Origin of the sequence: Paenibacillus sp. RC84, assembly GCF_041260495.1 — a bacterium.
In the GTDB taxonomy this organism is placed as follows: domain Bacteria; phylum Bacillota; class Bacilli; order Paenibacillales; family NBRC-103111; genus Paenibacillus_F.
Genome location: NZ_JBGBYL010000002.1, coordinates 54,190 through 67,018 on the forward strand (window position 1 = coordinate 54,190; position 12,829 = coordinate 67,018).

Sequence of the window (12,829 nt, forward strand, 5' to 3'; positions counted from 1 at the left end):
TGTTTTTCGGAAAGTCCATTGTATTAGAGAAAGAACAGCGGATGCCGGCTCGAGGTCCGGGGGTCCTCTCCTTAAATCTTAACCTTTTTGTAACCAGTCTGGAGGCTCCGTTCAATTGTAAATAAAGGGTGGTTTTGCTACACTTGAACGTATAGATTGTGAGAGAGGGCTGGCTTATGAAATCGCCTTATACCGAGCAGGACCCCGCTAAAAGAGAAGCGGACAAACGCATTCATTTTACGCTTCGGATCAATATTTTTTTCTTCGCTACTTTCGCCCTGTTTTGTGTGCTTATCGTTAAACTTTCCTACCTTCAATTCGTTAAAGGCCCTGAACTTCAGATCGCAAAAACGAATGGGATGAATACGGATACCGCCATTCCCCCCATACGCGGCAATATATTGAGTAAAGACGGCGTGCCGATTGCTTCTTCCAATTCAACGGAATCGCTGTATTTCCGTGTCGAAGGCGGTACCAAGAATCAAGATCCGATCATTGAGACAGCCAAGAAACTCGAGAAAATTCTGGGTGAACTTGGCGACAAGAATCTGCCGAAGATGACTATGGAAGATATTATGAAGGCGATGGATCTGGATTTTGACATCAACAAGCAGAAGATCAAACCCAAAACGCCTTATTCGGAGCCGAGAAGAATAAAAGCCAATTTAAACAAGGAAGAGGTTGCTTACCTTCTTTCCCACCGGGATGAGCTTCACGGCGTGGAGGTTGTCGAGGAAAGCATCCGCATGTATGATCAGCGGAAAATAGCTGCCCAGCTCGTAGGCTACTTGAAAAAATACGATGATACCGCAAATCTTAATTTTTATAAGAGCAGGCAGGACCAAGGCTATTTGCTGCGAGAAACGGTTGGCTTTGACGGGCTTGAAATGATGTATCAGGATGAACTGCGCGGAAAGCCGGGCAAGAAAATTTATCCGGTAAACGCGGCGGGTAAAATTGTCGGCAACGGAACTTTGGAAAAACCGATGAAAGGCAACAATCTCCGGTTAACCATTGATACCAACGTGCAGCTCGCTGCCCAGCAAGCTATTATGGATCAGCTGAAATGGCTTCATAACCCGCCGTCCGGCTATGCGAAGTTTGCCGCTCCATACGCTCGTTCCGGTTACGCGGTAGCGATGGAAGTCGATACGGGCAAAGTGGTCGCTATGGCCTCCATGCCGGACTACGACACCAATTTGTGGACCGGTGGGATGTCTATCGAGACGTATAAGCAGCTTGAATATTTTATCAATAACGGGACCATTCGGACTTCACCGGCCAATTTTCCGGAAAAAGAGCAGAAGAAGCATCCGTCTTCCCTTGTATATCTGGGATCGACGATCAAGCCTCTTAGTGTGTTAGTAGGCCTTCAAGAAGGATTTCTAAGTCCCGGAAGTACTTATAACGACACAGGATCGTTTTCGTTCGGTAAAGATAAAAGTACCATTCATAACTCCGATGGTAAGAGTTACGGAAACATGGGTCCCACAAGAGCGATAGAAGTATCCTCAAATACTTACATGTCCGCTATGATAGGAATTCCGTTTTATAACAAGTATCAAAAAAAATCGGGTGAGTTATGGGATAAACATATGGCTGAATTTGGTTTGGGCGTTCTGACAGGCAGCGGGTTACCTAGAGAGATAGAAGGGTTCTCAGAAATCGATGCCGCCGCTAAAACAAGCAGTTATCAATCCGCCATGGTTTATGCTTCTTGGGGACAAAACGAAAAGTACACCACTTTGCAGCTAACTCAATTTGCCGCTACCTTGGGGAGCCGCGGCAAAAGAATGAAACCGCAGTTCGTGGAAGAAATTCTCGATTCCGACGGCAAAGTCGTCAAAGGCTACGAACCGGAGATTCTGAATCAAGTCGATCTTCCCAAAACCTACTGGGATACGGTCATTAACGGGATGAAGAGCGGAGCGGAAGGCATCGACAAACTGCCATATCCGGTAGCCCGCAAAACCGGTACTTCGACGCAGCAGGTTTCTGGCGGAACTGTCGATAACGCGGTGTTCATTTCTTTCGCGCCCGCTCAAAATCCTAAGCTGGCCATTGCCGTTGTCGTGCCGGAAGGCGGTTACGGCCGTTACGGGGCGTCACCGATCGCGGCCAAGATTTACGAAGCCTACGACCAGTATGTCGGCGGCCTCAGCACACCCAAAAAATAATAACGGCACAAAAATAGCATCGGCTTCCATTTTGTTCTTGGTCAAGAACAATGGAAGCCGATGCTTTGTTAGGTCGACGTCGTCATTCTGCATAGTCAAATCCACCCTTTTTTACGGAAGAGTAGGAACATGCACAGCCCGAGTACACCCATAAATCCGAAAATGAATAAATCCGCATAAGGAACAGTCAGCAGCCCGAGAATATCGGTGAAGTTCATTCCGAAAATACCGGTGATAAAGGTCAGTGGCATAAAGATCGTGGTCAGTGCGGTAAAAATACGCATGATTTCGTTCGCGCGGTTCGCTACGCTGGACTGATAAGCCTCTCGTAAGTTGCCCATGAGATCGCGGAGCGTATCGAAGGTGTCGACGATTTTGACGGCATTTTCGTGAATGTCGCCGAAATATTTTTGCAGCTGATTATCGATCAGCTTCAGTTCTTTGCGGTTTAATGTCGCCACAACGTCGCGCTGCGGCACAAGCATTTTTTTCAGCCACAAAATTTCCCCGCGGAGACCGACGATCTCGTTCAAATGGGATTTTTTCGTGTGCATCAGGATATCTTCTTCAAGCTTCTCGATCTTATCTTCGATCCGGTCTCCGACAATGACGTAGTTGTCAACGACAAGGTCAACCAGATGATACAGGAAGCGGTCCGGGCTGTTAACTTCTTCATCCCAAAGAAAGGGTTTGATGGCACGGAGCTCCTGGATTTTCTGTCTCGTAACGGTAATGATGAAATGCCTGCCCAGAAAAATATTGAGTGCGCGAAGAAAGATTTCTTCATCATCAAACCGGATGCTGTTGATTACAATAAAATAGTGCGTGTCGTAAATTTCGATTTTGGGCCGCTGTTCTTCTTCGCTGAGACAATCCTCTACGGCCAGATCGTGAAGATGGAAGAGCGGCTGCAGCTGCTCCAGATCGTCCACATCCGCATCGATCCAGTAAAAACCGGATTCGGGTGGTGTCAGCGCTTCGTGAATGTCTTCAACCAGCGTAAAAGCGCCCTTGTGTACCAGGCGTGTTTTCATCCGTTTCACCTCTTTATGCGAAACGGCGCACAGCACTCCGGTCCGTAGGGAAACTACGGACGCTGGAGTGCCGGCCCCGGTTCGCTGCTATTCGATTTTGATCGTACCGGGTAAAGCGTCTACTTCTCGGTCGGTCCCCGTCCATCCGTATGTTCCCCCCTTTATCATTCCGTGTCGAATATACTTGTCTAGTATATACCTACATTTTCCACGATTCAAGCATCAAACTCTGGTACTTTTCTCCTGTCAATCCCCGTAGTCTGGGGATTTTTTATCCTATGCGGGAGAAGGGTTTGAGGTGCGGGCGAACGGTTGGACAAACAGCTCGGAGGGTTCATACGGAATGCGGTCTGCACCAAAGAGGCAACCGTCATACGACTCCACACATGCGCCAATAGCTGCGAACGTTGTGAAAGACATCGGTTTTTTTCTCAGCAAGTTTATTATGTGCAACTTTTCAAAAAGCACTTGACATTTGCCGGGTAACCATTAAGATAGGAGATAACTGAATAAACTTTCTTATCAAGAGTAGGTGGAGGGACTGGCCCGATGATACCCGGCAACCGACATTGTAACCCCCGAGGGGCAATGCACGGTGCTAATTCTTGCGGGAGCCGTATGAATAGCGGCTTCTGGGAGATGAGAGAGGAGCATGTTGCATAGGGATGAACAGGCCTTTCTCAACTTTTTGAGAGAGGCCTGTTTTAATTTCTTTCGAGGAGGAATGACCGATGCCGATTAAAATACCTGATAATCTTCCGGCTAAAGAAGTGCTGAACCAAGAAAATATTTTTGCGATGGATGAGACGGTTGCCTACCATCAAGATATCCGCCCTCTGCGGATTGCGATTCTGAATCTGATGCCGACAAAGGAAACGACGGAAACCCAACTGCTGCGCCTCCTGTCCAATACGGCTCTTCAGGTCGAATTTGTCCTGCTGCATCCTAAAACCCACACCTCCAAAAACACTTCTCCCGAGCACCTGGAGATGTTTTATAAAACGTTTGAAGATATCAAAGACGAAAGATTCGACGGAATGATCATTACCGGGGCGCCCGTTGAGCAAATGGATTTCGAGGATGTTCATTACTGGGATGAGCTGAAGAACATCATGGACTGGAGCGTAGACAACGTAACCTCGACGCTTCATATATGCTGGGCTTCCCAGGCCGGACTTTATCATCATTTCGACGTGCCGAAGTACACGGTGGACAAAAAAGTGTTCGGTGTTTTCCCGCACATGATTGCGGAAGAGAACGTGAAGCTGCTCCGCGGGTTCGACGAGTTTTTCTTCGTTCCCCAGTCGAGACATACGGAAGTGCGCCGTGAAGACATCGAGAAGGATGAACGACTCGTGATTTTATCGGAATCGGAAGAAGCCGGCATCTATATCGTGGCGACGAAGGACGGGAAGCAAATTTTCGTAACGGGACATTCCGAGTATGATCCGCTGACACTGAAATGGGAGTACGACCGTGACGTCAATAAAGGCATGGACGTGGAGATCCCCAAAAATTATTATCCGAACGATGATCCGAGCAAGAAGCCGATGATCACGTGGAGAGCGCATGCGAATCTCCTGTTCTCCAACTGGCTGAACTATTACGTTTACCAGGAAACGCCGTATGATCTTAATGCGGGTCGTGAACTCAGCGCGCTTAGTGCCTGTCTATAGTATAGAACGAATGATACCTTAAAGGAGAGATTCCACGCATGAACATCGAAAGTCGATTGGCCCAAATCGGTTCGGTTTCCGAACCTGTGACCGGAGCGGTGAGCTTCCCCGTATACCAGTCAACGGCGTTCCGCCATCCGCGTCTTGGAGAAAGCACCGGATTCGATTATGCCCGCACGAAAAGTCCGACCCGCAGTGTGCTGGAGGACGCGATTGCCGATCTGGAATCCGGAGATGCCGGCTTTGCCTGTTCCTCCGGCATGGCTGCGCTGCAGACCGTTTTTACGCTGTTCAGCCAGGGGGACCATCTGATTGTATCTCTGGACCTTTACGGCGGTACATACCGTCTGCTGGAGCAGATCATGTCCCGCTTCGGCGTGAGCGCTTCCTATGTGGATACCAATGACGTCGAAGCGCTGGAAGAAGCCTACCGTCCGAACACGAAAGCGATTCTGATCGAAACGCCGACAAATCCGCTCATGATGGTCACGGACTTGAAGCTCGTCTGCGGCTGGGCCAAGAGTAAACAGCTTCTCTCCATCGTGGACAATACGCTGCTCACTCCTTATCTGCAGCGTCCCATCGAGCTTGGCGCGGATATCGTCATCCACAGCGCGAGCAAATATTTGGGCGGCCACAATGATGTGCTGGCCGGACTGATCGTGACCAAGGGGCAGGAGCTTTCGGAACAAATGGCGTTCCTGCACAATTCCATCGGCGCCGTGCTCGGCCCGCAGGACAGCTGGCTGCTCATGAGAGGGATGAAAACGCTCGCTCTGCGCATGGAGCGGCATGAACATAACGCAACGACGATCGCCCGCTATCTGCAGTGGCATCCGCTTGTAACGGATGTATACTATCCGGCGCTCGAATCCCATCCGGGATATGCGATCCAGAACAGGCAGTCGTCCGGCAACACGGGAATTTTCTCCTTTAAAGTAACGGATGCGCGTTTAGTGGAGCCGATTCTGAGGCACGTTAAACTTATTGCGTTCGCGGAAAGCCTGGGCGGAGTGGAGTCGCTTATGACGTACCCGGCCGTTCAGACGCACGCCGATATTCCGCTGGAAATCCGGGAAAAAGTAGGCGTTGACGACCGGCTGCTGCGTTTTTCGGTTGGCATCGAACATGTGGACGATCTTATTACCGACCTGGCGCAAGCGCTCGAACAGGCACAGGCTGAGGTGGAAGGGGACAATCAGGCGTGAGTACCGACAAAAAGCTAGGAACGAAAATCATCCATTTCGGTGGAGAAATCGATAAAACGACGGGCGCTTCAAGCGTTCCGATCTATCAGGCATCTACCTTTCACCATTTCTCGCTGGATAATCCGCCGGAATTCGATTATTCCCGTTCGGGCAATCCGACTCGTCAGGCGCTGGAAGACTATATCGCTCTGCTGGAAGGCGGAGCGCGGGGATTCGCGTTCGCTTCCGGAATGGCGGCCATTTCATCGGCCTTCTTCCTGCTGTCGAGCGGCGACCATGTAATTTGTACGGAGGATGTGTACGGCGGAACGTACAGGCTGCTTACCGCGATTCTGACCCGGATGAATATCGAGACGACGTTCGTCGATATGACGGATCCGGAGAAGGTCAAGGCGGCGCTGAAGCCGAACACGAAGGCGGTCTTCTTGGAGACGCCGTCCAATCCGACGCTGAAGATTACGGATGTCGCGGTCATCTGCGCGTGGGCGAAAGAAAACGGGCTGCTCACGATGCTCGACAACTCTTTTATGACGCCGTACTATCAGCGTCCCATCGAGCAAGGTGTCGACATTGTGCTGCACAGCGCCACGAAGTTCCTGAGCGGTCACAGCGACGTGCTGGCCGGCCTGGCCGTGGTGGCTAACGAGAGTCTCGGCCGCCGCATGAAGCAGATCCAGAACGGCCTAGGCAACGTGCTCGGCCCGCAGGACAGCTGGCTGCTTATGCGCGGCATGAAGACGCTCAAGGTGCGCATGGAAGGCTCCGAGCAGAACGCCCGCCGCCTGGCCGAATGGCTGGACAGTCATCCGGCGGTCGGGGCCGTGTACTATCCGGGGCTGCCGGACCATCCGGGCCGCGAGATTCACGAGAAGCAGTCGAGCGGCTACGGCGCCGTCGTCTCGTTCGACGTGAACGGGGGCGAGCGCGCCAGGAAGCTTCTAAGCGAGGTCAAGATCCCGCTGGTCGCCGTCTCTCTGGGCGCGGTTGAGAGCATCTTGTCCTATCCGGCGATGATGTCCCATGCCGCGATGTCGCGCGAGGTGCGGCTGGAGCGGGGAATTACGGACGGGCTCGTGCGTTATTCCGTCGGTCTGGAAGACATCGACGATATCATTGCGGACCTGGACGCGGCTTTATCTCATCTGCAGGGATAAGCGGCTGTCTGAGGGCTCGAAGGAAGCAAGCGCAAGCGGTATATTCCGTTCGGATGAACGGATGCCGCTTCGCTTGCTTCTTCTTTTTTACCGAAATCAAGTATGAAAGATAGCCGAAAGGCCTATTTTTCCCGTAGCCGGATTTGGGGCGTTATGTTACAATGGTGATAATGTTTTTTTATACATGTAACTTTTTTCACATAGTATATCGTGAGCCGCGAATTCATACCTAAATTCGTGTGCGGAAGTCAGAAAGGAGTGAATGCCATGAATCCGATCGACCGCATTCTGGATAAATCCCTTGCAGGCGGACGAATTGATCTGGAGGAGTGTGTCACACTGCTCGAATCCGACCAGATCGAGAAAATGGGTCATGTCGCTAACCAAATTATGCTGAAGCACCATCCTGAACCGATCACCACGTTTGTAGTAGGCCGCAACATCAACTACACGAACGTTTGTGACGTTTATTGCAGATTTTGTGCATTCTATAGAGCTCCCGGTTCTACGGAAGGATACGTACTTACCAATGAAGATATTTTCCGCAAAATTCAGGAGACGCTGGATGTAGGCGGAACCGAGATTCTGATGCAGGGCGGCACGAATCCGGATTTGCCGTTCAGCTACTATACGGATCTGCTGCGCGAAATCAAACAGCGCTTCGATATTACGATGCATTCTTTCTCTCCGGCGGAAATCTGGAAGATGAAAGATGTGTCGGACGGCCTGTCGCTGGAAGAAGTGATCCGTCAGCTGCGTGACGCAGGACTGGACTCTCTGCCTGGCGGAGGCGCGGAAATTTTGGACGACCGCATCCGTATGAAAATTTCCAAGAAAAAAGGCTCCTGGCGCGACTGGATGGATGCCATGGAGACGGCTCACCGTCTGGGCATGAATACATCGGCGACGATGGTTTACGGTTTCGGCGAGACGATGGAAGAGCGCGCCATGCACCTGCTCCGCGTGAGAGAAGCGCAGGATAAGTGTATCCAGAACGGCTACGATTCGCTGGGCTTCCTGGCCTTCATCCTGTGGCCGGTACAGCCGGACAACACGAATTTGCGCGTAGAGAAAACGAAGCCGGAAGAATATCTGAAAATGCTGGCCATTTCCCGCATTATGCTCGACAATATTCCGAACTTCCAGTCTTCCTGGGTAACGATGGGCCCCGAAATCGGCCGCCAGTCGCTGCATTACGGCTGCAATGACTTCGGAAGCACCATGATCGAAGAGAATGTCGTTTCGGCTGCGGGAACTACCCATAAAGTGAACATTTCCTCCACGCTGGAAATGATCCGTGCCGCAGGCAAGATTCCTGCCCAGCGCAATACGAAGTATGAGATTCTCCGTGTGTACGACGAGAACTCGGTCGTTGAAAAAGATTTCATTATGCAGAACTAATCGTATCTAACATAGATTTTCCCTTTTTCAAAAAAGGAAAGAAACCCGGAAGCCGTCTACAATGGTCTTCCGGGTTTCTTTTTGTGTCAGTGGAGTCTGGCAATGAAGTCGATCCTTTAGAAATAGGAGGTACTTAATACCGGCGAAGTTTCACATGGAACATGATCGATTTGCCGCGGCTCTCCGCCCAAATGCGGCCGTCATGAGCTTCGACGATGCTGCGGGCGATGGCAAGGCCTAGCCCGGAGCCGCCTGTATCCGAGGAACGTGCGGCATCCATCCGGTAAAACCGGTCAAACAGGCGATCAAGCTCCGCTGTTTCCGAAAGATCACTTTCGTTGATCACCGTCACTTTGACGTCGTGGCCTTCTTCCTGGACGATCACCTCGATGGTGCTCGGTTTGGGGCTGTATTTGACCGCATTCGTAAGCAGGTTTTCGAAGACGCGGATCATCTGATCCGGGTCCATGGAGACGAACAGCCGCAAAGGCGGGAGAACGAGGCGGAGGGTGAGGCCGTTCTGTTCCGCGATCGTGATATATTCCTCCGAAAGCTGGTAGATCAGGTCGTTTACGCAGACCGATTTTTTGGCGAGCGGCACGCCCTCGTTCGTCATCCGGCTGAATTCGAACAGCTCGTCAATGAGAATTTTAAGTTTTTCCGCACGCCCGTAAGCGATTTGCATATAATTCGCCGCTTGCTCCTCGTCTCTATAATCCTTGTCCTTCAAAAGCCGGAGGTAACCGATGATGAGCGTAAGCGGCGTGCGGAGATCGTGGGAAACATTGGTGATCAATTCGTTTTTCAGCCGCTGGGATTTGCGCTCTTCTTCCAGAGAATGCTGAAGATCGAAAGCCATGGAGTTCATATGTCCGGCGAGCACGCCGAGCTCGTCACGGCTTCTTTCGGGAACCCGGTGGGCGAGATTACCTTGGGACATTTGAACAAGACCCTGCGCCATTTCTTCGATAATCTGCATTTTTCGCCGGGTGATCCAATAGAAGAGTCCCAGAAAGGTAGCGAGCCCGGCGATCAGGGGAAGAGAGGTATCCTGCTCGTAATAAGAGATCTGAGCTTCCGGAATCGCCTTGGCTACGAGATACGACTGGGTCCCGTTCAGGGTAATCGGGTACATGAACGTGAACTCGCGGTTTTCGCGACTCTCCCGGAATGTTCCTCCCGAATCCATGGCGCTGCCGATCAGCTGCGGGATATCGAACCGGCTTTCTCCGCTTCCTTTTGTTCGGTACAGTACCTTGCCGGCCGAATCGATAATATAGAGCGATTTTCTTCCGGGCCTGTCGGCTTCGTCGTCCAGAAGAGACTGAATATCCGCCGGATTTACCAGGAAAAAGGAGGGCGCCGGCTGCTCGTCGGACTTGCCCGGTGTCGGCGTTTTTTTGTCCGCTCCCGCTGCGCCTGGACCGGCAGGCTCCGGAGCCGTTTTGCCGTTCGTACCCGTTCCATCCGGGACGACGGATTCCGGCATAGGAGACGGGGCAGCCGATTTCGGCACGGCGGAAGCGGCAGAGCTTCCGAAGTCCGCCTGTTGATCCGGTCCGGAGCCGGTCCCGGTATCTCCGGTCTCCTTCGGGTCTTGAACTTCCGGATCGGAGACCGGCGACTCCTTCAGGACCGGCTCCTTTTTAGCGGCAGGATACTTGTCGGCATCTCCGCCGTACTTTTGAATCTGTTCGAGGCGTTCCACAAGGCGGTGAACCTGGTTCTCCGTAATCTCTTTGTCCTGAATATACGAAATGCTGCTTGCCGTCCGCCAAGATTTAGTAAGCTCGGACACCAGCCCCCCGGCCGCGGCCGCGACCCCTATACATAGAGCGAACGCCAGAATAAGCTGCATTCGTATGCTGCGCATCACATTCTGCTTGCACAAAATAACGGGACGAACGATGCCGCGCACCAGCAGTCCCCATATCTTCCCGAACTTCCGGCTTCGATTAGGTTTCAATTTTGTGACCTACCCCCCAAACGGTTTTGATGTATTTCGGCTGCCTCGGGTTGCTCTCCACTTTTTCCCGGATTTTGCGGATATGCACCATCACGGTGTTATCCGATTCGAAGTACGGGGTATTCCAGACCGTTTCATAAATGCGCTCCGTACTGAACACGATTCCCCGGTTGCGCCCCAGCAGCTCCAGGATTGAAAATTCCCGGGGAGTCAGTTTGACCGGCCGCCCCTCGACATGCACTTCGTGCGTAGCCGTATCAATGATCAGATCGTCCAGTTCGATACGGTTTGAAAGCGTTTCGGATGGCATGGGGGCGTTTAATCTTTTATACCGGCGCAGTTGGGATTTCACCCGTGCCATCAGCTCGAGCGGATTAAACGGTTTCGTTAAATAATCGTCCGCCCCGGCGGTTAATCCGAGAATTTTGTCCATATCCTCGCTTTTTGCGGAGAGCATCAAGATGGGCATGTTTTTCTCCTTCCGGATTTCCAGACACGCCTGGACACCATCCATACGGGGCATCATAATGTCGAGGATAATCAGATCGACCTCCCGGCTTTTCAGCACATCCAAGGCTTCAAGGCCGTCCCCGGCCGAAACCGTTTCATACCCCTCGTTGGTTAAATAAATACGGATGAGTTCCACGATCTCTTTTTCATTGTCCACGACCAGAATCGTCTCTTTTCCCATAACCTTGCGATCCTTTATATGCCGGAAAACGGATGCCGCCGCGTTAACCGGACCCTGCTTTTCCTTTATTCCATTCGTATAAAACAAGCTATTGTGACGTTAGCACAGGAAGAAGGGGTTGGCAATTCCGTTATTCGGGGAGCGGCACCTCCATCAACAAGTTTTCATAGGGATGATTATAAGAGATTGTTCTTAACAAAACCGCGCTGAATTTCTTAAGGAATGTTTAAGATCGGCCTTATTTTCCCGAATTGAACGGCCATTGGACATGTCAAGAGTTGGTTGTATATCCGCCTCCGGCCGACCATATACTTTTAGAAGGAATTCAGCGTCAGGAAGGAGTGAGCCCATGTCTTTCGTACAGTTTGTATTCAACAATTCCGCCGTATTTGATATTTCTGCGCTGCAAAGCCGGATAGAAAGCCGCCTAGCGCTTCTGAATCAGGAAGGAAACCCGGTCCGGGTCGTCCGTGACACGTTGGAACAGTGCACGATACTGCGGATAGAGGGAACGATAGGCGGTAAAAAGCATCAGCCGAAGCCCGAATCCGTTATCGAAGCCGCGGCTGCGGCCGCCGCCGAGCAAATCGTGGAGGGTGAAGAAGAGAGGCTGATCCGGAAGCTGCTGGTGAATACCTTTCATTATAAAGATCCTGAAGAAGCGGCTAAAATCGGCCGTTACTGCCGCCAATTCCTGAACGGAGAGGAAGAGGGGGGAAGCGCCGCGGGCGAATACGGCCTGGACGATTACCTGGACTGGGGGCCGATCGACGGCATGAAGCTCCGGGCGGGCAAGATCAGCGAGCCTTTGAAAGCTCTGCTGCAGGAAGGGCAGCCCGTAAACTTGCCGGGTTTCATTACGTTCCGGCTGCAGGAATACATGGACGAGCTGAAAGAGGTCGTCGAGTACGCCATCGACGAATATGTAATGGACCAGCAGTATCAGGAATTTATTTCTCTGCTCCAGTATTTCGTCTATATCCAGGAAACGAAGACGGCAGCAGCTCATTTGATACATAAGGAAGGCGCCGAATTTACGATTCTGGATGAACATATGCAGCCGATCGACACCAGTAAGATGGAAGCGTCCTTTACACTGGAAATGATCGAGAAGGATATCAGCTTCGAAGATATGATCGTCTCGACGCTGATTTCGGTATCGCCGGCGACGATTTATATTCACACGCGGGAACCGGATCTGCCCGTTATCCGCACGATTATGCAGATTTTCGAGTCCCGCGCCACTATCTGCTCCTACTGCGGAATATGCCGCACGAAGCTGGCGGGGAACTCGGACAGCGGGTCTCCGTCCCCCTTGACCTGATTCCGCGGCAGGCTTATAATGAGGGAATCAAAGGCTTTGACCGAAGATACGAACAGCTTGTAACACTGCTGCCAGAGAATGGGGCCCCGGCTGAAATCCCCTGCAGATGTACGGCATGTTTACCCCTTCGAGAGCCGCAAAGCGGAAACCGAACAAGAGCGGACGCAGGACGTCCGGTCCGGAAGTAAGCTTGGCCGA

At 51.7% G+C, this 12,829-nt stretch carries 9 protein-coding genes and 1 riboswitch; of the genes, 6 read left to right on the forward strand and 3 right to left on the reverse strand.

The window, feature by feature from the left end:
* The first annotated feature begins 176 nt into the window (after positions 1–176).
* On the forward strand, positions 177–2,177 hold the full coding sequence (locus ABH899_RS03985; RefSeq protein ID WP_369994194.1) for a peptidoglycan D,D-transpeptidase FtsI family protein: 2,001 nt from the start codon (positions 177–179) through the stop codon (positions 2,175–2,177).
* A gap of 95 nt (positions 2,178–2,272) precedes the next feature.
* On the opposite strand, the gene corA is transcribed toward ABH899_RS03985, so the two are convergent.
* A complete protein-coding gene (gene corA, locus ABH899_RS03990) occupies positions 2,273–3,211 on the reverse strand; it encodes a magnesium/cobalt transporter CorA (RefSeq protein WP_016423862.1) in 939 nt (312 codons plus the stop codon).
* Between the two features lie 516 nt (positions 3,212–3,727).
* Positions 3,728–3,857: riboswitch (SAM riboswitch) on the forward strand.
* A gap of 85 nt (positions 3,858–3,942) precedes the next feature.
* Between corA and metA the strand changes: the two genes are divergently transcribed.
* From metA to mqnC, 4 genes are all read left to right on the forward strand, one after another.
* Positions 3,943–4,887, forward strand: a complete 945-nt coding sequence (metA, locus tag ABH899_RS03995; RefSeq protein WP_009676235.1) for a homoserine O-acetyltransferase MetA — start codon at positions 3,943–3,945, stop codon at positions 4,885–4,887.
* A 38-nt stretch (positions 4,888–4,925) separates the two neighbouring features.
* Positions 4,926–6,095, forward strand: coding sequence for an aminotransferase class I/II-fold pyridoxal phosphate-dependent enzyme (locus ABH899_RS04000; protein ID WP_369994197.1), 1,170 nt, complete (start codon positions 4,926–4,928; stop codon positions 6,093–6,095).
* Positions 6,092–7,249, forward strand: coding sequence for a trans-sulfuration enzyme family protein (locus tag ABH899_RS04005; RefSeq protein ID WP_369994200.1), 1,158 nt, complete (start codon positions 6,092–6,094; stop codon positions 7,247–7,249). Before ABH899_RS04000 ends, ABH899_RS04005 begins: the two co-directional genes overlap by 4 nt.
* A 267-nt stretch (positions 7,250–7,516) precedes the next feature.
* Complete coding sequence (gene mqnC, locus ABH899_RS04010) at positions 7,517–8,650, forward strand: cyclic dehypoxanthinyl futalosine synthase (protein ID WP_009676122.1); 1,134 nt, start codon at positions 7,517–7,519, stop codon at positions 8,648–8,650.
* A gap of 133 nt (positions 8,651–8,783) precedes the next feature.
* Here mqnC and ABH899_RS04015 read toward each other — a convergent pair whose 3' ends face one another.
* Together ABH899_RS04015 and ABH899_RS04020 are read right to left on the reverse strand one after the other, a co-directional pair.
* A complete protein-coding gene (locus tag ABH899_RS04015) occupies positions 8,784–10,616 on the reverse strand; it encodes a sensor histidine kinase (RefSeq protein ID WP_369994202.1) in 1,833 nt (610 codons plus the stop codon).
* A complete protein-coding gene (locus tag ABH899_RS04020) occupies positions 10,606–11,307 on the reverse strand; it encodes a response regulator transcription factor (RefSeq protein WP_369994204.1) in 702 nt (233 codons plus the stop codon). The genes ABH899_RS04015 and ABH899_RS04020 overlap by 11 nt, the downstream gene beginning before the upstream one ends.
* A gap of 349 nt (positions 11,308–11,656) precedes the next feature.
* Here ABH899_RS04020 and ytxC point away from each other — a divergent pair, with 349 nt between their 5' ends.
* A complete protein-coding gene (gene ytxC, locus ABH899_RS04025) occupies positions 11,657–12,631 on the forward strand; it encodes a sporulation protein YtxC (RefSeq protein WP_369994205.1) in 975 nt (324 codons plus the stop codon).
* Positions 12,632–12,829: the final 198 nt, after the last annotated feature.

Bases quoted from the DNA above. Each gene is read 5' to 3' on its own strand.
- ABH899_RS03985 (WP_369994194.1), top strand. From the start codon at position 177: ATGAAATCGCCTTATACCGAGCAGGACCCCGCTAAAAGAGAAGCGGAC.
- corA (WP_016423862.1), bottom strand. From the start codon at position 3,211: ATGAAAACACGCCTGGTACACAAGGGCGCTTTTACGCTGGTTGAAGAC.
- metA (WP_009676235.1), top strand. From the start codon at position 3,943: ATGCCGATTAAAATACCTGATAATCTTCCGGCTAAAGAAGTGCTGAAC.
- ABH899_RS04000 (WP_369994197.1), top strand. From the start codon at position 4,926: ATGAACATCGAAAGTCGATTGGCCCAAATCGGTTCGGTTTCCGAACCT.
- mqnC (WP_009676122.1), top strand. From the start codon at position 7,517: ATGAATCCGATCGACCGCATTCTGGATAAATCCCTTGCAGGCGGACGA.
- ABH899_RS04020 (WP_369994204.1), bottom strand. From the start codon at position 11,307: ATGGGAAAAGAGACGATTCTGGTCGTGGACAATGAAAAAGAGATCGTG.
- ytxC (WP_369994205.1), top strand. From the start codon at position 11,657: ATGTCTTTCGTACAGTTTGTATTCAACAATTCCGCCGTATTTGATATT.